19 protein-coding genes are annotated in these 19685 nt (G+C 68.9%); 9 read left to right on the forward strand and 10 right to left on the reverse strand.

Going from position 1 to position 19685, the window contains the following annotated elements; genetic code table 11:
- Positions 1 to 110: 110 nt before the first annotated feature.
- Positions 111 to 971 carry an SDR family NAD(P)-dependent oxidoreductase gene (locus tag AC1UKG_RS15450; RefSeq protein WP_482642564.1) on the forward strand — a complete coding sequence of 287 codons (861 nt, stop codon included), beginning with the start codon at positions 111 to 113 and terminating at the stop codon, positions 969 to 971.
- Between the two features lie 27 nt (positions 972 to 998).
- Here the strand turns inward: AC1UKG_RS15450 and AC1UKG_RS15455 are convergent, their stop codons facing one another.
- The 3 genes from AC1UKG_RS15455 to AC1UKG_RS15465 all read right to left on the reverse strand — a co-directional run bounded on the left by AC1UKG_RS15455 (position 999) and on the right by AC1UKG_RS15465 (position 3577).
- Positions 999 to 1718, reverse strand: coding sequence for a protein phosphatase 2C domain-containing protein (locus AC1UKG_RS15455; RefSeq protein WP_018815372.1), 720 nt, complete (start codon positions 1716 to 1718; stop codon positions 999 to 1001).
- Entirely contained in the window at positions 1715 to 2287 is a 573-nt protein-coding gene (locus AC1UKG_RS15460) for a UTRA domain-containing protein (protein ID WP_018745945.1), read from the reverse strand. The genes AC1UKG_RS15455 and AC1UKG_RS15460 overlap by 4 nt, the downstream gene beginning before the upstream one ends.
- Positions 2288 to 2416: 129 nt before the next feature.
- On the reverse strand, positions 2417 to 3577 hold the full coding sequence (locus tag AC1UKG_RS15465; protein ID WP_018745944.1) for a pyridoxal phosphate-dependent aminotransferase: 1161 nt from the start codon (positions 3575 to 3577) through the stop codon (positions 2417 to 2419).
- Between the two features lie 66 nt (positions 3578 to 3643).
- Here AC1UKG_RS15465 and AC1UKG_RS15470 point away from each other — a divergent pair, with 66 nt between their 5' ends.
- A complete protein-coding gene (locus AC1UKG_RS15470; RefSeq protein ID WP_196234096.1) occupies positions 3644 to 4189 on the forward strand; it encodes an XRE family transcriptional regulator in 546 nt (181 codons plus the stop codon).
- Positions 4190 to 4329: 140 nt separating this feature from the next.
- Positions 4330 to 4968 (forward strand): MIP/aquaporin family protein, encoded by a 639-nt coding sequence (locus AC1UKG_RS15475; protein WP_482642565.1) that lies wholly within the window; start codon positions 4330 to 4332, stop codon positions 4966 to 4968.
- A 45-nt stretch (positions 4969 to 5013) separates the two neighbouring features.
- Here AC1UKG_RS15475 and AC1UKG_RS15480 read toward each other — a convergent pair whose 3' ends face one another.
- The 4 genes from AC1UKG_RS15480 to AC1UKG_RS15495 form a co-directional block, all read right to left on the reverse strand.
- The gene (locus AC1UKG_RS15480; protein WP_018745941.1) at positions 5014 to 6006 is read right to left on the reverse strand and encodes a tyrosine-type recombinase/integrase; all 993 of its coding nucleotides are present in this window, start codon (positions 6004 to 6006) and stop codon (positions 5014 to 5016) included.
- A gap of 688 nt (positions 6007 to 6694) precedes the next feature.
- Entirely contained in the window at positions 6695 to 7189 is a 495-nt protein-coding gene (locus AC1UKG_RS15485) for a mycothiol transferase (protein ID WP_475888924.1), read from the reverse strand.
- A gap of 347 nt (positions 7190 to 7536) precedes the next feature.
- The gene (locus AC1UKG_RS15490) at positions 7537 to 9930 is read right to left on the reverse strand and encodes an ATP-binding cassette domain-containing protein (RefSeq protein WP_482642566.1); all 2394 of its coding nucleotides are present in this window, start codon (positions 9928 to 9930) and stop codon (positions 7537 to 7539) included.
- 73 nt (positions 9931 to 10003) lie between these two features.
- On the reverse strand, positions 10004 to 10732 hold the full coding sequence (locus AC1UKG_RS15495; RefSeq protein WP_482642567.1) for an SDR family oxidoreductase: 729 nt from the start codon (positions 10730 to 10732) through the stop codon (positions 10004 to 10006).
- A 130-nt stretch (positions 10733 to 10862) separates the two neighbouring features.
- On the opposite strand from AC1UKG_RS15495, the gene AC1UKG_RS15500 reads away from it, so the two are divergent.
- A complete protein-coding gene (locus tag AC1UKG_RS15500; RefSeq protein WP_482642568.1) occupies positions 10863 to 11573 on the forward strand; it encodes a hypothetical protein in 711 nt (236 codons plus the stop codon).
- Positions 11574 to 11645: 72 nt separating this feature from the next.
- Here AC1UKG_RS15500 and cydB read toward each other — a convergent pair whose 3' ends face one another.
- Both cydB and AC1UKG_RS15510 read right to left on the reverse strand, forming a co-directional pair.
- Complete coding sequence (cydB, locus tag AC1UKG_RS15505) at positions 11646 to 12644, reverse strand: cytochrome d ubiquinol oxidase subunit II (protein ID WP_482642569.1); 999 nt, start codon at positions 12642 to 12644, stop codon at positions 11646 to 11648.
- A 16-nt stretch (positions 12645 to 12660) separates the two neighbouring features.
- Positions 12661 to 14073 carry a cytochrome ubiquinol oxidase subunit I gene (locus AC1UKG_RS15510; protein WP_029124271.1) on the reverse strand — a complete coding sequence of 471 codons (1413 nt, stop codon included), beginning with the start codon at positions 14071 to 14073 and terminating at the stop codon, positions 12661 to 12663.
- Positions 14074 to 14238: 165 nt separating this feature from the next.
- On the opposite strand from AC1UKG_RS15510, the gene AC1UKG_RS15515 reads away from it, so the two are divergent.
- The 4 genes from AC1UKG_RS15515 (at position 14239) to AC1UKG_RS15530 (ending at position 18028) form a co-directional block, all read left to right on the forward strand.
- Positions 14239 to 15006 (forward strand): 1-acyl-sn-glycerol-3-phosphate acyltransferase, encoded by a 768-nt coding sequence (locus tag AC1UKG_RS15515; RefSeq protein ID WP_018815380.1) that lies wholly within the window; start codon positions 14239 to 14241, stop codon positions 15004 to 15006.
- A gap of 62 nt (positions 15007 to 15068) precedes the next feature.
- On the forward strand, positions 15069 to 15839 hold the full coding sequence (locus AC1UKG_RS15520; protein ID WP_018745933.1) for a glycerophosphodiester phosphodiesterase family protein: 771 nt from the start codon (positions 15069 to 15071) through the stop codon (positions 15837 to 15839).
- A 20-nt stretch (positions 15840 to 15859) separates the two neighbouring features.
- On the forward strand, positions 15860 to 17254 hold the full coding sequence (locus tag AC1UKG_RS15525) for an MFS transporter (RefSeq protein ID WP_018745932.1): 1395 nt from the start codon (positions 15860 to 15862) through the stop codon (positions 17252 to 17254).
- A 54-nt stretch (positions 17255 to 17308) separates the two neighbouring features.
- Complete coding sequence (locus tag AC1UKG_RS15530) at positions 17309 to 18028, forward strand: thymidine kinase (protein WP_482642570.1); 720 nt, start codon at positions 17309 to 17311, stop codon at positions 18026 to 18028.
- Between the two features lie 25 nt (positions 18029 to 18053).
- On the opposite strand, the gene AC1UKG_RS15535 is transcribed toward AC1UKG_RS15530, so the two are convergent.
- On the reverse strand, positions 18054 to 18512 hold the full coding sequence (locus AC1UKG_RS15535) for an Rv0361 family membrane protein (protein ID WP_018745930.1): 459 nt from the start codon (positions 18510 to 18512) through the stop codon (positions 18054 to 18056).
- Positions 18513 to 18593: 81 nt separating this feature from the next.
- Here AC1UKG_RS15535 and AC1UKG_RS15540 point away from each other — a divergent pair, with 81 nt between their 5' ends.
- Entirely contained in the window at positions 18594 to 19598 is a 1005-nt protein-coding gene (locus AC1UKG_RS15540) for a Gfo/Idh/MocA family oxidoreductase (RefSeq protein WP_026271728.1), read from the forward strand.
- The last annotated feature ends 87 nt before the right edge of the window (positions 19599 to 19685 follow it).

The following is a 19685-nucleotide window of genomic DNA, read 5'->3' on the forward strand; positions in this document are numbered from 1 at the left end:
TAGCGAGACGGATCGTATCGTCTTGTGGAAGGGGGTCACCGCACGTAAGCTTGCCATTCGAGACGGTGCGTCTCGTCTTGTACGTCACCCGTTGGAGGCAGGAGAAGCCCATGCACGACCCATCCGACACCGCGGCCCGCACCTGGTTCATCACCGGCGCCAGCCGCGGCCTGGGCCGTGCCTTCACCACGGCCGCGCTCGAACGAGGGGACCGGGTGGTCGCCGCCGCCCGGACCATCGCCGCCGAAGACTTCGATGAGCGGCACAGTGAACGGCTGCTTGCGCTGCCGCTTGACCTGACCGACCGGACGGCGGTCTTCGCCGCCGTAGCCACCGCGATCGAACACTTCGGGCGCCTCGACATCGTCGTCAACAACGCCGGCACCCTGTCCCTGGGCATGATCGAGGAATTCACCGAGGAACAGGCCCGGGCCCAGTTCGACGTGAACCTCTTCGGCGCGCTCTGGGTCTCCCAGGCCGTCCTGCCACAGCTACGCACCCAACGGGCCGGCCACATCGTGCAGATCTCCAGCATCGCCGCCCTTGGCGGCTTCCCCAGCACCGGTCTGTACAGCGCGAGCAAATTCGCGCTCGAAGGCATGAGTGAAGCCCTTGCACTGGAGGCGGCCGCCTTCAATATCAAGGTCAGCATCGTGCAGCCCGGCGGCTACTGGACCAACCTCTACCAGGACATGACCACCACCACGGAGGTGGATGCCTACGATCCGCTCCGCGCCCAGGTGCAGGCGCAGTGGGCGCACGGGTCGGTCGACAGCGACCCCCGCCTGGCCGCCGAAGCCCTGCTCACGCTCGTCGACAGCGACGAACCACCGCTGCGGCTGCTGCTCGGCAGCGCGGTCTACGATCTGGCCTTTGACCTCTCCCGTCGCCGGATGGACACCTGGGCCAGTTGGGAACAGGTCAGCCGGGCCGCCGAGCACGCCGTGCCAGAACCCGGAAGCGTTCGATAGCGACCTTCCGCACCTGCCCCGGCGCGGCTAGCGGTCGTCCCGGACGTGCAGGACGACCGCCGACACGTCGGGGCCACCGTGCGTGAGCGCGGAAGCAGTCAACCGCTCCACCGCCTGCTCCGGAGTTGTTGCGGCCGCCAGGGTCGTGTGCAGGTGCTCAGGTGACACGTAGGAGCTGAGCCCGTCCGAACAGAGCAGGATCCGATCCCCGGAAGCCAGCGCCAACACGGTGATGTCGGGGGACCGGCCGTCAGGATGGCCATCCAGGAAGCGCGTCAGCTTGTCGGACAGGTGGGGCACGCCGGCGGCGCCAGCGACCAGGTTCCGGTACAGGTGATCCTCGGTGACCTGGATGGTCCGATCCCGCTGCGGGCCCGTCGCCGGCAGGAGATAGGCCCGAGAGTCACCGACATTGGCCAGGGCGGCCACCGGACCGGCACTGAGCAGGGCGACCAGGGTGGTCCCCATGCCCGCAAGGCTCGGTGCGGCGGCAACCCGGTGCCGCAACGCACTGTTCGCCGCGTGCACCGCCTCTCCCAGCGCCACCGGCAGCGCCACCGGGTCGATGTCCCGGTCATATCGCCGCACTGCCTCGATCACGGTGGTGCTGGCGACATCGCCGGCACCATGGTTGCCGAGACCATCGGCGACCGCGAACAGACACCGCCCCACGTGAATGGCGTCCTCGTTGCGCCGGCGACCGAGCCCCACGTGACAGCTCCCGGCAACGTCGATGCGCAGGCTCACCGTTGCGGGCCATCCTCCGGGCGCGTATTGATCAATTCAGGCCACGGCTCCCGCGCCGAATCACCACGATGCAGGAGGTGGATGGTCTCCACCCGGTCACTGGCGACCACGCACTCGGTCACCTCGACCGGCTCACCGTCGTCGCCAGAAACACCCACCCGAATGATCTCCAGCACCGGGAGGCCCACCCCGATCTCCAACAGGGCAGCCTCCCGCGTACTGGGCATCCGCGCGCGGTGGATCTCCATCCAGGTGATCGGCCAGTGACCGCCGGCCTCCAGCCGGTGTTGCCAACCATCCGGCCCGGCGGCAGGGGAGTCCCACCCAGGCCCGTGCGCTGCCCGCGGGTGGATCCAGGAGGTCGTGACCTGGAAGGGCGGCTCCGTCTCGGGGCCGGTGACCCCGAACCGGCGCATCACCCGGGTACCGGGCTCAACCTTGAGCAGCTCGGCGATGCGCCGTTCGTTGAGGGGCTCAACCGCCGCCACCGGCGCAATGTGGTCCCGCCACACCTCCGGACGGGTAGCCGGCGGGAAGCAGTAGCCGGTGGCCGCGAGGTTCCGCTGCACCAGATCCCCTCGGGGTCGGCGTGGGCGGGCCGTTCCGTACCGCACGATGACCCCCGCTCCGCGACCCCCAACCTAGCCGTCCCCTACTCCTTCTACACCCAGCAGCTGGCCGAGGTGACCGAACGCGGACTATCCGATGGCCTGACGGAAGCGGTCAGCCAGGCTGGAAAGCCGGTCGACCGGTTCGTTGGCGAACACGATCCGCAGATAGTGCGCCCCGCTGGGGCCCCAGCCATCCATCGCCGTGGCCGCCACCTTCGCCCGGTCGAACAAAAGCCCCGCCAGTGCGGCAGGTGTCAGCCCCAGGGGCCGGGTATCCACGAGCAACGACCAACCACCATGTGGCCGAACGACCGGATAGTCCGAAAGCTGCAGCAGGACCGTGTCGCAGCGCCGCTGCCACTGTTGGGTAGCGGCGGTGACGTCGGCCTCGGCGTCGGGTGCGTCGAGCGCGGCCGCCACCGCCCCCTGCGCCAGCCCCACCTGGCAGACCACATTGGCCATGCCGACGAGCTTGATGTCGGCGAGAATCGGGGCCGGGGCCACGACCCACCCGACCCGCCAGCCGATCAGCCGCAGTTCCTTCGACGCCGAACCGACGGTGATGGTGCGCCCAGCGAGGCCGTCATGAGCAGCTGGATGGCTGGGGCGAAGGCCGTCGAAGCGGATCCGCTCCATCGCCGCGTCATAGATCAGCCAGGCATCGTGCCGCGCACAGGCAGCAGACAACGCGGACCAGTGTTCCGCGTCCAGGACCAGCCCGGAGGGCATGGCCGGGCCCATCATCAGCACGGCGGCGGTGTTGGCTCCCACCGCGCCGGCGAGGCGTTCCGGATCCACCACCCAGCCGGCCGGCGTGGGCTTGGCGGGCACGAAGCGCGGCACCCCACCGGCAAGCCGGACCCGATTGACCAGGCCGGCGTAGATGGGGTCAACCAACACCACCTCCTGACCCGGCTCCACGGTCGCCAGCAGCGTGTTCAGGATGCCGTTCAGTCCACCAGCGACGCTGACGCACTCGGTGTCGGGGTCGTATCGCCGGCCAGCGATGCGCGACACGTGAGCCGCGGCGGCCGCGCGAAGGGAACGCTGCCCCTGGAAGGGGAGATAGCTGTTGGCCGCGTCGTCGTCGATCGCGGTCCGGGTCGCGGCCACCGCCACGGCCGGTGGTCTCAGATCGGTGTCCAGATTCTCCAGGCGCAGAAAGTCCGGGTCGGCTACCGCGTCCGCGGCGTCGCCGACCAGATCAACGCCGATGCCCGGAATGTCGCGTAGGCGGCTGACGGTCATGTGACCCTCCTCAACGTCCCGCTCTGTTCGCTTCCCTGGAACGAACGTAACACTAAACTGGTACGCATGGATTTGGCGCGTACGGTCGGCGCGAATGTGCACCGACTGCGAAACACCGCAGGCATGTCCCTGGCCGACCTGGCCACGGCCGGCGACCTCAGCAAGACCACCCTGCACAGCATCGAGCAGGGGCACGGCAACCCAACCCTGAGCACCCTGTGGGCCCTGGCCGCGGCGCTGAGGGTGTCGCTCGGCGAACTACTCGAGACGCCCACCCCCAAGACCGACGTCGTGCGCGTCGACGATCCACAACCACGCGTCAGCGGGGACGCGGTCACCGCCCGCCTACTCCACCGCATCCACCTGCGCGGCACCGTGGAGGTCTACGACATCGACGTGGCCCAGAGTGTTCAGCACTCGCCCGCCCACCTGCCCGGCGTGCAGGAGTGCATCATCCTCACCCACGGAAGCGTCACCACCGGCCCCACCGACGCCCCCGCCACCCTGGCCGAACACGACTCCATCCGCTTCGACGCCAACCACCCGCACCAGTACCAGGGCCACGAGCGGCACAACCGGGCGGTCCTGCTCATGCTGCACCCCGAAACCTGAACCCATCGGGGTCGCGCAACCGTCCGCCAACGCTCCGGCACGACGCCCACCGATAGCTCTCCATTATGTCACTACTTCGTAAGATTTGCATTAATCAATGCGCGTAGTGTCAGCGAGAGGGATCAACAAGGGAGGCGGCAATGCGTCGGTACGCGACCGAACTCATCGGAACATACTTCCTGCTCCTGACAATCGGCCTGGCCGTCACCACGATGAACGCCCTGGCGCCAGTGGCAATAGGCGGAATCCTCATGGTCATGGTCTACGCCGGAGGACACATATCCGGGGCCCACTTCAACCCCGCCGTCACACTGGCCGTTCTCATCCGCGGCCGCATCAACGGAGCCGACGCCGGAGGATACATCCTGGCCCAACTCCTCGGCGGCCTGGCCGGCGCGGTGACCAGCCAACTCATCCTCGACAACGCAAAGCCGACAGCGCTGTCACCGACAGGGCGCGAGATCTGGATGGCGCTGGCGGTAGAAGCCCTCTTCACCTTCGCCCTCGCCTACGTGGTGCTCAACGTCGCCACCAGCCGCAGCCACCCGGACAATTCCTTCTACGGCCTGGCAATCGGGAGCACCGTCCTGGTCGGAGTGGTCACGGTCGGTGGAATCTCCGGTGCGGCATTCAACCCGGCAGTCGCCTTCGGCGGCGCCGCCATCGGCCTCTTCGCCTGGTCGGCAATCTGGATCCACCTCCTCGCCCAAGCCGTCGGAGCGACACTCGCGGCGATGGCTTTCCTCGCCCTCAGCGAGCAAGACCGCGAACCCGCCTGACCTGAGGCAGCGGCTGGCCCAGCAGCACCCGGGCCAGCCGCTGCCTCACGTCGACAACAACTCCGCCAGCACCCGATGGGTGCGATTCGCGCGCACCGCCGCCCGCTGTTGACCCGCCGTCACCTCAATGTATGCCTGCGAAGACGCCAGCGACACATGCCCCAGCAGCCGCATGATCTCCGCCGCGCTCGCACCATCCTCCGCCAGCCGCGTGGCGAACGTGTGCCGCAACGCGTGCAGCCGCGCCCCCGGCGGCACCCGGTCACCAATCCCGGCCCGCCGAAAGCAGGAGTCCACCAGATACTGCAACCCACCCCGGCGCAGCGGCCCACCCCGCCGATCCATCAGCAACGGCGCATCGGGACCCACACTGCGGGTGCCAAATCGAAGGCGACAACTGTCCAGGTAATCCGTCAACACCTGGTCCAACTCCGGCTCCACCGGCACCACCCGCGGTCGCCCACCCTTACCGGCCACATCAAGCCGGCGCTCACCGACCCGCCCGGCAAGGGACGCCACCCGAAGCGCCAACATCTCGGCCAGCCGCAACCCGCCGCACAACGCCAGCGCCAGCACCGCCAGGTCCCGCTGCGGCCAGGGGTCCCGCTGCCGGCCGTCAACCCGGGCCACGGCGGTCAACAGCTGCTCCGGGGTGTCCGCTCCACGCAGTGGCTTGGGCCGGGGTAGGGGCGCCTTCGGACGCCCGACCGCCGGCATCGGGTTACCGGCCACGATCCCGTCCGCCACCAGGAACACGAAGAAGCTGTTCCAGGTGGACCAGGCGCGATGCACCGACGCGGCGGAGCGGGCAGCGGCAAAGTGGGCAAACGCCGACCGCAGCGTGCGGGAGTGGAGCGCCGCCAACGGCAGGGCATCCAGGGGGAGGGGAGGAGCGAGCGCCTCGGCGGCGATGCTCGCCACGGTGCGCAGGTCCCGCCGGTACGCCGCCACCGTGTGCGGGGAAGGTTTGCGGGTGGCGCGATCAGTCAGGAACTCCTCGATCAGCCGTACTACCGGTTCACCCGATCTATCCTGCATAAGGAACATTATGCATGAAACTCATGTTTTGGACAGGAGGTACACCGAGGACATGTACCCCGACGGAGGGGGAGCTGGGGAGTGCGACAGCCCGCCCCGGTGCTGACTCGCCAGCAAGGCGATGGGGCCGAACGAGTGATGGAAGGGCGACGGGCCGCACCAACTGCGGCGGTGTTGCGCGAGAGTAGCCCTCGGCGGCTGCCCGGATGATGGCGGCACCGCCCCACCCTCACCATCGCGATACTGTCCGGCGGGGTGTAACGCCCCCGGCGGGGGCCGAGCAACCGCCTGCGGCCCCCGCCGAGGGGTGAGCCTGACCAGGGGGTGTACCTGGCGAAGGGGCCCCACGCTCGTCGGAGGGGGAAGCTGTCAAACCCACTCACTTGACATAATGTACATTATCGAATCTTGGCGGATGGGTCGAACGAAGTAGCCGAGAAGCCTCATCACGAGCCCACGAGCGATCAGCCGTGATACTGCGGTGTCAGCACGTTGGCCCGGCCGTCAGCGGCAGATCCGGACGGTACGACATTCCGGCCGTGGGACCAAGACGCTCCACTGATGGTCGGCCGCAGCCATCATCAGTCCCGGCGCTAAGGCCTTCGCGATCCTGCCGAAGGCGGGGTGCGCCTCGGGGCTAGTTGTTCCGGCTGACCAGTGGTTGTGGCAGCTGGTAACCGTCACACGATCAACGGCCGGTGACGCCGTCAATGAGTTCGCGAAGGATGTCGGCGTGTCCGGCGTGCCGGGTGGTTTCGCTGGTCATGTGAGCCAGTACCCAGCGAAGCGTACGGGGCTCCTCGTTCACGGACTGGGCCGTACGGACGTCGAGGTCACCAGCCGCGCGGATGTGCACGTCGCTGTCGGCCATCGCGGCGCGGTAGTCGGCAATGACCTGTTCGGCAGGCTGATCCTCAGCGACCACCATGTCCATGTTGGCGTCGGCGTACTGGGGGTCACCGGCCACTGTGTATCCGAACCAGTACCGCTCGGCGCCGGTCAGGTGCTGGACCAGCCCGAGCATTGTCGTATCGGACGCCACCAGGCGGCGTCGCAACTTCTCCTCGTCCAGCCCTTCCAGCTTTTTCAGGACGCAGGACCGGCTGAAGGACAGAAACGCCAGTGCCGTATCCGTCTCGTTGTCGTCGTTGAACGGCACGGGTTCGCGCTGTGACTCGAGCATGGGCACGACCCTACGGTCACCCGCGCCGGCAAGCACTCCCACACCAGCCGCTGAGCGTCTCAAACACTGAGGTCACCAGGGCCAACGGAGACATCCCTGGGATCGAGTTCAGGGATGTCTCCAGTGCGGGCACGACGACGCCACCCCGATCGACAAGAACCAGGGGCAGTCGCGGTAGACCCCCCCACCGCCAGGTCGACAACGTACTTACTCACCGCGCCATGATCGCCTACTCCCCCAAAATGACCAACTCGAATTCCTCGTGCCGCCACACGACGGCTACCAGTTGGCCGGTGCGGCGTCCCCATCAGCACCTGACGAACTGACGCCCGAGCGCCGGCGGGTGCTCAGGGGCTGACGTAGGCGGCGAGATGCTCGCCGGTGCGGGTGCTCCGGCTGGTGACCAGGTCGGCCGGCGTACCGTTGAAGACGATCTGGCCGCCGTCGTGGCCGGCTCCGGGTCCGAGGTCGATGATCCAGTCGGCGTGGGCCATCACCGCCTGGTGGTGCTCGATGACGATGACCGACCGGCCGGCGTCAACCAGCCGGTCGAGTAGGCCGAGGAGTTGTTCGACGTCGGCGAGGTGCAGACCGGAGGTCGGCTCGTCCAGGATGTAGATATCGCCCTTGTCGCCCATCTGGGTGGCGAGCTTCAGTCGCTGTCGTTCGCCACCGGAGAGGGTGGTGAGTGGTTGGCCGAGGCTGAGATAGCCCAGCCCGACATCGGCGAGTCGATCGAGTATTCGGTGGGCGGCCGGAGTGCGCGCCTCGCCCGCGCCGAAGAACTCTCGGGCCTCGGTGACCGGCATCGCGAGCACTTCGGCGATGTTTCGGCCGCCGAGTGAGTACGCCAGTACGGAGGTCTGGAAGCGTTTGCCCTGGCACTCCTCGCAGGTGGACTCGACGGAGGCCATGACGCCCAGTTCGGTGTAGATGCTGCCGGCACCGTTGCAGCTGGGGCAGGCGCCCTCGGAGTTGGCGCTGAACAGGGCCGGTTTGACGCCGTTGGCCTTGGCGAAGGCCTTCCGGATCGGGTCGAGTAGGCCGGTGTAGGTGGCGGGGTTGCTGCGTCGGGAGCCGCGGATGGCGCTCTGATCGATCATGATGACGCCGTCACGGCCGGCGACGGATCCGTGGATCAGGGAGCTCTTGCCGGAGCCGGCGACTCCGGTGAGGACGCAGAGCACGCCGAGTGGGAGGTCAACGTCGAGGTTGCGGAGGTTGTGCGTGATCGCGCCCCGGATTGGCAGGGTGTCGGTGGGTGTGCGTACCGATGGTTTGAGGGCGGCACGGTCGTCCAGGTGTCGGCCGGTGATGGTGGCGCTGTGGCGTAGGCCGTCCAGGGTGCCTTCAAAGCAGACGGTGCCGCCGGTGGCGCCGGCGCCGGGTCCGAGATCGACGATGTGGTCGGCGATGGCGATGGTTTCTGGTTTGTGTTCGACGACGAGGACGGTGTTGCCCTTGTCTCGTAGGCGTAGGAGCAGGTCGTTCATGCGGCGGATGTCGTGCGGGTGCAGGCCGATGGTGGGTTCGTCGAAGACGTAGGTGACGTCGGTGAGTGCGGAGCCGAGGTGGCGGATCATCTTGGTGCGTTGGGTCTCTCCCCCGGACAGGGTTCCGGTGGGTCGGTCGAGGGAGAGGTAGCCGAGGCCGATCTCGGTGAAGGAGTCGAGGAGGTGGCGTATTCCGGTCAGGAGTGGGGCCACGGTCGGTTCGTCGAGCTCTCGTACCCAGCTGGCCAGGTCGCTGATCTGCATGTGGCACAGGTCGGCGATGCTCCTGCCGTTGATCTTGGAGGAGCGGGCTTCGATGCCCAGTCGGGTGCCATCGCACTCGGGGCAGGTGGTGAAGGTGACGGCGCGTTGTACGAAGGCGCGTAGGTGTGGTTGGAGCGAGTCCACGTCCTTGGCGAGCATGGATTTCTGGATGCTCGGGATCAGGCCGGTGTAGGTCAGGTTGATGCCGTCGATCTTGATTTTGGTGGGTTCCCGGTGGAGGAGGTCGTGTAGCTCCTGCTGGGTGTACTTGCCGATGGGCTTGTCGGGGTCGAAGAAGCCGCAGGCGCGCAGGATGCGGCCGTACCAGCCTTCCATGCTGTAGCCGGGGATGGTCAGCGCGCCTTCGTTGAGGGTGCGGGTGTCGTCGTAGAGGGCGGCCAGGTTGAAGTCGGTGACCGCACCCCTGCCTTCGCAGCGGGGGCACATGCCGCCGACGCGGGTGAAGGCGACCTTTTCGGTCTTTGTGCGGGCCGCGCCGCGCTCGAGGGTGACCGCGCCGCTGGCGGTCACCGAGGGCACGTTGAAGGAGTACGCGTTGGGCGGGCCGAGGTGCGGTTGGCCGAGCCGGCTGAACAGGATGCGCAGCATGGCGTTGGCGTCGGTGGCGGTGCCGACGGTGGAGCGTGGGTTGGCGCCCATGCGTTCCTGGTCGACGATGATGGTGGTGGTCAGGCCTTCGAGGAGGTCGACCTCGGGTCGGGACAGCGATGGCATGAATCCCTGCACGAAGGCGCTGTAGGTTTCGTTGATCATCCGCTGGGACTCGGCGGCGATGGTGGCGAAGACCAGGGAGCTCTTGCCGGAGCCGGAGACGCCGGTGAAGACCGTGAGCCGGCGTTTGGGGATGTCGACGCTGATGTCTTTGAGGTTGTTCTCGCGGGCGCCGTGTACGCGGATCAGGTCGTGGCTGTCGGCGACGTGTGGCCCGGCTGGCTGGTGTACCGGGCTGGTGGCCGTGCTCATCGGGTCTCCTGGGTCGGGTGTGTGTGCTGGCTGGGTCTGGGTGCTGGTTGCTGACGGTCCGGTTGGTGGCGGGTCAGAGGCCGCCGGCGACGCGGAGGATGGTGCCGGTGGTGTAGCTGGCGTCGGGTCCGAGGAGCCAGGCGATGGCGGCGGCGACCTCGTCGGGTTCACCGGCGCGTCCGAGTGGGATGCGGGCGGCGGCCTGGTCGGCTCGGTCGGGCTGGCCGGATTGGATGTGGATGTCGGTGCGGATGATACCGGGGGCGACGGCGTTGACGCGGATGCCGCGGGGGGCGAGTTCTTTGGCCAGGCCAAGGGTGAGGGTGTCGGTGCCGGCTTTGACGGCGGCGTAGTGGACGTATTCGCCGGGTGAGCCGAGGGTGGCGGCGGCGGAGGAGATGTTGACGATGGCGCCACCGGCGGGCATCCGGCGGGCGGCCTGCTGGGCAGCGAGGATGTAGCCGATGAGGTTGACGTCGACGACGTGGCGTAGGTCGGTGGGGTCGAGGTCGACGAAGGGGCCGATGGGGCTGGTGACGCCGGCGTTGTTGACCAGGCCGGTGAGGTCGCCGAGGTCGGCGGCGGCGGTGAACAGGGTGGCGAGTTGGTCGGGGTCGCGGGTGTCGGCGGGGACGGCGATGGCGGTGGTTCCGGTGGCGCGTAGCTCGGCGAGGACGGCGTTGGCGGCGGTGTGGTCGCGTCGGTAGGAGAAGGCGATGTGGTGGCCGGCGCGGGCGAGGCGGCGGGCGGTGGCGGCGCCGATTCCGCGGCTACCACCGGTGATGACGGTGACGGGTTTCACGGGGGCCTCTCCTGGTGTGGGCGGGCGTGGGGCGAGGCTACCCCGGGGGTGTGATGGGGTGGCGCACCTTGGTGGGGCGGCGGCTGGTATCAAGTACTGCTGTCGGACAGGTGTACGGAAGAGGGGTGTGATGTCGGGGCAGGGTTTGTCCACCGAGGAGGTGGCGGGTATCCGGGAGGCGGTTGCCGTGGGCCGGAAGCCGAAGGTGGTGTTCACCGCGTCGGCCGGGCAGATGGCGGGGCAGGTCGGTCAGGTCGTGGCGGTGACCGACCCGGCGGTTTCTGACGAGTTCGTGGTGGTGCGGTTCGGGCGGGACGAGTTGCCCTTCTCCCCCGTTGATGTGGCGGTGGCGCCGCGGGGGGCGGGGCGGAAGGCGCCGTCGGCGGAGCGGCCGGCTGGGGAGCCGGTGGCGGCGGAGCCTGCGGTGGCGCCGGAGCCGGAGTTTGTGTTGGACACGCCGCCGCCGGCGGTGACACGGACGGTCGGGGAGGACGCCTCGGCGCGGCCGGCGGAGTCGGTGAAGCCGGCGCGGCGGGCGGTGAAGCCGGCGAAGGCGGCGAAGGCGAAGGGGCCGGCGGGGCTGACGGTGACGTTGGCGTATGCCGAGGGTGAGTGGACGGTGGCGGCGCAGCAGGGGGCGAAGGTGCTCGCCAGGCCGTATGTGGTGAAGCCGGCGGAGGCGCTGCGGATGGTCGGGCTAGTGGATGTGTCGGGGGTGCAGGAGGCGGTGGAGCAGATCCTCGCCGCCGAACGGGCCGAGGCGGAGCAGCAGGCGGAGAAGCTGCGTTCGGAGTTGGCGGAGGTGGAGGCGCGGCTGGCGGAGCTTCGGGAGGCGGGCTGAGCGCCACAACGACGGTCGCCCACCTCCCAAAACCCGGGAGGCGGGCGACCGTCGTTGTGGAAGGGCGTGGGGTCAGTGTTGCGGGATGTGGGCCACGCCGATGCGCTTGCGGAAGACCCAGTAGGTCCAGCCCTGGTAGGCCAGCACGATCGGGGTGAAGATCACCGCCACCCAGGTCATGATTTTCAGGGTGTAGGGGGTGGAGGCGGCGTTGGTGGCGGTGAGGGTGCCGGCGGCGTCCAGGGTGGATGGCAGCACGTTCGGGAACAGGGCGGTGAACAGGGTCGCCACGGCCAGGCCGATCGCGGCGGCGGTGCCGATGAAGGCCCATCCTTCCCGCCGGGCGTAGGCGGCGGCGAGGCCACCGAGCAGGGCCACGGCGGCGGCGACGGCGAGGGCGATGGCGGCCGTGTTGGCGCGGATGGTCAGGCTCCAGGTGAGGAACGCAACGGCGAGTAGGGCAGTGCCGACGCCGACGCGGACGGCGAGGGCGGCGGCCCGGTCCCGGATGTCGCCGACGGTTTTGAGGGCGATGAACACGGCGCCGTGGGTAAGGAACAGGGCGGCGGTGGTGAGGCCGCCGAGGAGCGCGTAGGGGTTGAGGAGGTTGAAGAACCCGCCGGCGTATTCGTGGTCGGCGGTGAGGGGTACGCCGCGCAGGATGTTGGCGAACGCGACTCCCCAGAGGATTGCGGGGAGTAGGGATCCGAAGAAGATGGCGTGGTCCCAGCGGCGTTTCCAGGACGCTTCGGGGCGCTTGTGGCGGTATTCGAAGGCGACGCCGCGGGCGATCAGGGCGAGCAGGATGAGCAGTAGTGGTAGGTAGAAGCCGGAGAAGAGGGTGGCGTACCACTCGGGGAAGGCAGCGAACATGGCGCCGCCGGCGGTGATTAGCCAGACCTCGTTGCCGTCCCAGACCGGGCCGATGGTGTTGATCAGGACGCGGCGCTCGCGGTCGTCGCGGCCAAGGACCGGTAGGAGCATGCCGACGCCGAAGTCGAAGCCCTCGAGGATGAAGTAGCCGGTGAACAGCACGGCGACGAGGAGAAACCAGATGGTGGTGAGTTCCATGTGGGGGCTCCGCAGATCAGTAGGCGAAGGCGAGCGGGCGCTCGGCGTCGTCGGTGTCGTCAGGGTCGGGGTCGGGGGTCAGGTCGGGTACGCCGGCCTTGGCGTAGCGGATGAGGAGTTTGCATTCGATGACGGCGAGGGCGGCGTAGATGAGGGTGAAGGCGGTGAACGAGGTGAGGACTTCGGCCAGCGACACGCTGCGGGAGACGCCGTCGCGGGTGAGCATCTCGCCGAAGACGATCCAGGGCTGGCGGCCCATCTCGGTGAAGATCCAGCCGAAGGAGTTCGCGGCGAGTGGTAGCAGGGGCATGACCAGGCCGGCGCGGAGTAGCCAGCGGCTGGTGGGGGTGCGGCCCTTGCGTTGGCTCCAGAGCACCAGCAGGGCGATCGCGGCGGCGGCCAGCCCGAAGCCGATCATGAGGCGGAAGCTCCAGTAGGTGATCGGGATGATCGGGGTGTAGCTGCCGGCGCCGTACTGGGCGGCGTATTGGGCTTGGAGGTCGTTGATACCGCTGACGGTGCCGTTGGGGTCACCGGTGCCCAGGTAGGACAGCAGGTAGGGGATCTTCAGGGCGAAGAGTTCGCGGCTGCCGTCGAGGCTGCCGACGGTGAGTACGGAGAAGGAGGCGGGGCTCTCGGTGTCGTAGAGGCCTTCGGCGGCGGCCATCTTCATGGGCTGCACCTGGGTCATGATCTTGCCTTGGATGTCGCCGGTGATCATGACGGCGGTGGCGGAGATCAGGGTGACCCAGGATCCGAACTTGGCGGCGAACCGGTAGGCCGGGGTGTCCGTGGAGTCCGGCCTGCGGATCAGGTGCCACAGGGCGACGGCGACGAGGAGGGAGCCGGCTACGAGGAAGGCGCCGGCGATGGTGTGCGGGAAGGTGATCAGGGCTACCTTGTTGGTCAGGACGGCGACGAAGTCGGTCAGTTCGGCGCGGCCGGTGTCGGGGTTGATCTGGTAGCCGACGGGGTTTTGCATGAACGAGTTCGCGGCGAGGATGAAGTAGGCCGACAGGTTGGTGCCGATGGCGGCGGCCCAGATGGTGGCCAGGTGCAAACGTTTGGGGAGCCGGTCCCAGCCGAAGATCCAGAGGCCGATGAAGGTGGATTCGAGGAAGAAGGCGACCAGGGCTTCGATGGCCAGGGGGGCGCCGAAGATATCGCCGACGAAGCGGGAGTAGTCGCTCCAGTTCATGCCGAACTGGAATTCCTGCACGATGCCGGTGACCACACCCATCGCAAAGTTGATCAGGAAGAGCTTGCCGTAGAACTTGGTGAGTTTGAGGTATTTCTCGTCGCCGGTTCGGTGCCACAGCGTTTGCAGGATGGCGACCAGGACGGACAGGCCGATGGTTAGTGGCACGAACAGGAAGTGGTAGACGGTGGTGACACCGAACTGCCAACGGGCGACGTCTAACGCGTCCACCTGTGACCCCCAGATCTACAGACTTACTACGAAGCGTAGTAGATACTACAGTCGGTCGTAGAAGAATTCTCAGGGGCGGGGGGCCCGAGGCCCCGGGACGGATGGCCTCGATCATGGGGGTCTGCGTCCCCGCGGGGTGTGCACCCGTGCGATCATGAAGCGCTGATGGAGACTGGGCACCCCGCATGGCGAGCGCCGCTGATCTGGCGTACCGCACAACCGTTCGCCCGCGTCGTGGTCGGCGCCCTGGCCCGGCTGGAGGTGGCCGACGAGATTCCGGAGCGCCTGCGCCCCGGCCCCCTGCTGCTGGCCGCCAACCACATAAGCCCGTTCGACCCGATCGTGCTCGCCGCCGCCTGCCACTCGGTGCGGATCGCGCCGCGGATCATGGCCACCGGCGGACTGTTCCGTACCCCGCTGGTGGGTGCCGCCATGCGGCACGCCGGGCACATCCGGGTCGACCGGGGTGCCAGCACCGTGGCCGGGGCGATGACGGTGGCCGCCGCTGCCCTGGCCGGCGGCGCGACCATCCTGGTCTATCCGGAAGGCCGCATCGGTCTGGATCCGGGGCTCTGGCCCGAGCGGGGCAAGACCGGCGTCGCCCGGCTCGCCCTGAGCTGCGGGGTGCCCGTGATTCCGGTCGCGCAGTGGGGCGCCCACGAGGTGCTCCCCTACCGGGCCCCGAAAGGGCTGGTGGGCGCGCTCGCCCGCACCGTCACCCACCGGCGGGTGGTCCGGGTACGCTTCGGCGCCCCGGTCGACCTCACCGACCTGGCGCCCGGTGCGCCCGGCGTGGCCCGTCGGGCCACCGACCGGATCATTGACGCGATCACCGACACGTTGGCCCCGCTTCGGCCCGACGAGCCCGACCGGCCCCGCCACGTTGACCCCGGGCGGCCGGTCGATACCAGCCGCTCCCACCGTCGGAGCTGACACCCGCCGCTTTCGGGCTGGCCCACTACCTGACGATCGCTTCGGCCGGCATACTTCTCGGCGTGCTGACCGGCCCCTGCCCCTACCTCGACACGCCAGCGCCACTGGCATTCGCCCACCGTGGTGGCGCTGCCGAGGGCGACGAGAACACCGCTGCGGCGTTTGCCCGGGCCGTCGGCCTCGGCTACCGGTACGTCGAGACCGATGTGCACGCCACCGCCGACGGCGTCGCGGTGGTCTGCCACGACCCCACGCTGCACCGGGTGACCGGCTCCCCCGGGCGAATCGCCGAGCTGCGGTGGACCGACCTGGCGACGGTGCGTGTCGGCGGGGCGTCCGTCGTGCCCCGCCTGGATGAGGTGCTGCACGCCTGGCCGCAGGTGCGGTTCAACGTAGACGTCAAGGCCGGCACCGGCGTCGAACCGGCGGTCGCCGCCATCGAGCGCGCCGGCGCCGGTGATCGGGTGCTGTTGGCCTCCTTCAGCGACGCGCGGCTGGCCCGGATGCGGGCGCTGACGCAGGGCCGCATCGCCACCAGTCTGGGCATGCGCGGGGTGGCGCGACTGCGGGTGGCGTCGTTGACCGGCCGGCGGGTGCGGCTGCCGGAGTCGGTGGTCGCCGCGCAGGTGCCGGTCCGGTACGGGCGGCTGCGGGTCACCGACCGCCGGTTTCTGGCCTACTGCCACCGCCTCGGCCTGCAGGTGCACGTCTGGACCGTTGACGAACCCGCCGAGATGCACGAGTTACTGGACCTCGGGGTGGATGGCATCATGACCGATCACGTGGGCGTGCTGCGCGACGTCTACCGCAGCCGCGGCCACTGGGCCGCCTGAGTTCAAGGGTAGATCCGGACATGTCCGCCACCGCCGCCCCCATCGTTGACGACACTCCCCCCAGCCCGCGCAGCAGCCGCCGGGAACGCACCGGTTGGTACTTCTACGACTGGGCGAACTCGGCGTTCCAGACCACCGTCATCACCGTGTTCCTCGGTCCGTTCCTCACCAGCGTGGCGGAGCAGGCGGCCGGCTGTGAGCTCGGTGCGGACAGCTGCGTCGGGTACGTGTACCCGCTGGGGATCAAGGTCGCCGTCGGGTCGTACTACCCGTATCTGATCTCGCTGTCGGTGCTGCTCACCGTCTTCGTGTTGCCGGTTGTCGGTGCGGTCGCCGACCGGACGCGGCACAAGAAACGGCTCCTCGCCGCCGCGGCCTACGTCGGTGCCGGTGCGACTGTCGCGATGGCCTTCGTCACCGGGGAGCGGTACCTGCTCGGCGGGGCGTTGTTCTTGGTCGCCAACATCGCCTTCGGTGCCGCGATCGTGGTCTACAACTCCTTCCTGCCGCAGCTGGGTGGCCCGGATGACCGGGACGGTATCTCGAGCCGGGGATGGGCGCTGGGGTACCTCGGCGGGGGGCTGCTGCTGGCGCTCAACCTGGCCGTGGTCACCGCGTTCACCGAGGAGGGCAACCCGCAGCGCACTCTGGACCTGGCCCGCTGGTCGATCGTGTCGGCGGGCGTGTGGTGGGCCGCGTTCACTCTGGTGCCGCTGCGCTGGCTACGCGAGCATCCCACCGCCGCGGCGCTGACCGGCGGCGGCAACGTGCTCACCGACGGTTTCCGGCAGCTCGGGCGCACCCTGCGGCAGCTGCGGGCGTATCCGTTGACGCTGTTCTTCCTGCTGGCGTTCCTGGTCTACAACGACGGCATCGCGACGGTCATCACCCTGTCCTCCCAGTACGGCACCGAAGAGCTACGGCTGACGCAGAGCACCTTGATCATCACCATTTTGTTGGTGCAGTTCCTGGCCTTCGGCGGCGCGCTGCTGCTCGGCGCGCTCGCCCGGCGGATCGGCGCGTGGAAGACCGTCTTGTTGAGCCTGGTGCTGTGGATCGCGGTGGTGATCGCCGCGTTCCGGCTGCCCGCCGAGGCGCCGCTGCCGTTCATGGCGCTCGGCGCGGCCATCGGGCTGGTGCTCGGTGGTAGTCAGGCGTTGAGCCGGTCGTTGTTCAGCCAGCTCATCCCCGCCGGTAAAGAGGGTGAGTACTACGGCTTCTACGAGATCAGCGACCGGGGTACCAGCTGGCTTGGACCGCTCGCCTTCGGGCTGGTGTTTCAGCTGACCAACTCCTACCGGGTGGGCCTGGTCTCGCTGCTGATCTTCTTCGTGGTCGGGTTTGTGCTGCTGCTGGCGGTACCGATGCGTCGGGCGATCACGGCCGCGGGGAACCGCCCGCCGCGGGTGCTGTGAGGCCGCCGATCGCTGCCGCCGCCGCGGCCGGTTGATGGGCTAGGCTGCCGGACCGTGACCGACCACACCCCCGCCGATTCACCCTGCCCGGTCCCCGCGTCTGGACCGCCCGTGTCCGCGTCTGGACCGCCCGTGTCCGCCGGCGGACACGGGCGTCCGCTGCACGCCGCGGCGCTGCGGTTCTACTGGGGTCCGATGGACTGCGGCAAGTCCACCATGGCGTTGCAGATGAACTACAACCACGCCCGGCAGGGGCGGCGGGGCCTGGTCACCACCCGCATCGACCGGTCGATGGGCCCGCGGGTGACCACCCGCGTCGGGTTGGCGCACGAGGCGGTTGAGGTCACTGCCGAGTTGGACCTGCGCGCGCTGGTCCGCAGCCGGCGGGCCGAGGGGGGCCGGGTCGACTACCTGATCTGCGACGAGGCCAGCTTCTACCAGGTCGAGCAGGTCGAGCAGCTGGCCGAGTTGGTTGACGACGACGACGTTGACGTCTATGCGTTCGGTCTGGCGACCGACTTCCGATCCCGGATGTTCCCGGCCGCGCGGCGGCTGTTCGAGTTGGCGGACTCGGTGGCCCGGATCCAGGTGGAGGTGCTCTGCTGGTGCGGGCGGGAGGGGCTGCTCAACGCCCGCGTGGTCAACGGACGGGTGGCGCGGGAGGGCGCGCAGGTGGTTGTCGGCGACACGGCCGAGACCGCCCAGGTGCGTTACCAGGTGCTCTGCCGGCGCCACCACCGCGCCGGCGATCTGGGGCCGGCCACGTCCGGCTGACCGGCTCATCCTCGGGTCGGGTGGATCAGTACGGGTCGCCGCAGACCCGCCAGCCGCCGTCCTCGGTGATGACGGACAGGTCCCGCTGTTCGGTGATGCCACTGTCGCGGGTCAACCGTACGGTGACGGTGCCCTGCGGCCGGCCGCGGCGGCTGGTGACCGCGACGTCAACGATCTCGTAGTCCTGTACGGTCGGCGGGGTTCGCACCCAGCTGCTGAAGCCGATCCTGCTCCACCGGCTGCGGGAGTCGGCGCAGAGCTGGTCGTAGGCGCCGTCGGTGTCGCCGGTGGTGAGCTGCCGCAGGAAGCCGTCGGCGGTGTGTCGTACCGGCCCGGCGGCGCGCGTCACCGCCTGCAGGTTCCATGCGGCCAGCCCGGCGACACCCACACAGCAGAACAGGACCAGGGCGCCCGCGACAACCAGGCCGGACCGGAGCGGCCGTCGCGGCTGCGACGGTCGAATCCACGGTGGCTCGGCGTTCACACCCTTCGACGGTAGAGACCTGACCCCGAGCGAGGTGCGGAATACCGCGACGCACAGCGGAAGTATTTCCATAATTGCGGTATGCGTATTGCCGTTATCGGGGTGGGCCGGATGGGCGCCATCCACGCCGCCAACCTTCGCCGCCACGCCGATGTCACCTCACTGGTGGTCGCCGACTCGGACCGGCGGCGTGCCCAGGAGGTGGCGCAGCGCCTCGATGCCAGCGCGGCGGACTCGGTCGATGAGGTGTTCACCTCCTCGACGGAGGCGGTCGTCATCGCCGCCAACACCGCCGCGCACGCCGAGTTGATCCGGCAGGCGGCACGGGCGGGTCTGCCCGTGTTCTGCGAGAAGCCCGTCGCCGCGGACCTGTCCGAGTCGATACAGACCGTGCATGAGGTGCAGGCCGAGGGCGTGACTTTACAGATCGGCCTCATGCGCCGGTTCGACGCGGGCTTTCGGGCCGGCCGGGAGCTGGTACGTTCCGGGCGACTCGGTCGGTTGCACACTATTCGTTCTGTTGGCGCAGAGCCCGATCCCCCACCGGCCACCTACCTGTCGGCCTCCGGCGGCATCTTCTGGGACGCGCTGATCCACGACTTCGACCTGCTGCGGTGGATCACCGGCCGGGAGGTCGCCGAGGTATACGCGTGCGGCTCGGACGCTGGGCCGCAGATCTTCGCCGAACTGGGGGAACTCGACACCGCGATGGCGCTGCTGACGCTGGACGACGGGACGCTCGCCGCCACCAGCGCGGCCCGGTGCAACGGGGCCGGCTACGACGTGCGCATGGAGGTGTGCGGGGATGCGGACACCATCGCTATCGGGCTCGACCGGCACACGCCGTTGACCTCCGTCGAGCCGGAGGCCACGTTCCCGTCGGCGGATCCCGTACAAAGTTTCCTGGAGCGCTTCGCGCCGGCTTTCGAAGCCGAGATCGACACCTTTCTCCAGGTCGCCCGTGGAGATCTGGAGAACCCGTGTGATGGGCGGGAGGCAGTGGAGGCACTTCGGGTCGCGGAGGCGTGCTGGCGGTCGCAGCGAGAGCGGCGACCGGTCCGGATGACGGAGATCACCGGTTTCTGAGGCGGTCGTGGTCTGCGTGACCTGCTGGCCCGGTGTGCCGAGGTCCGGACGGCGGTGGCATGGTTTCGAGCCCGGCGGGAACCAGGG

The organism is Salinispora sp. CH2A1_6, from assembly GCF_056820975.1.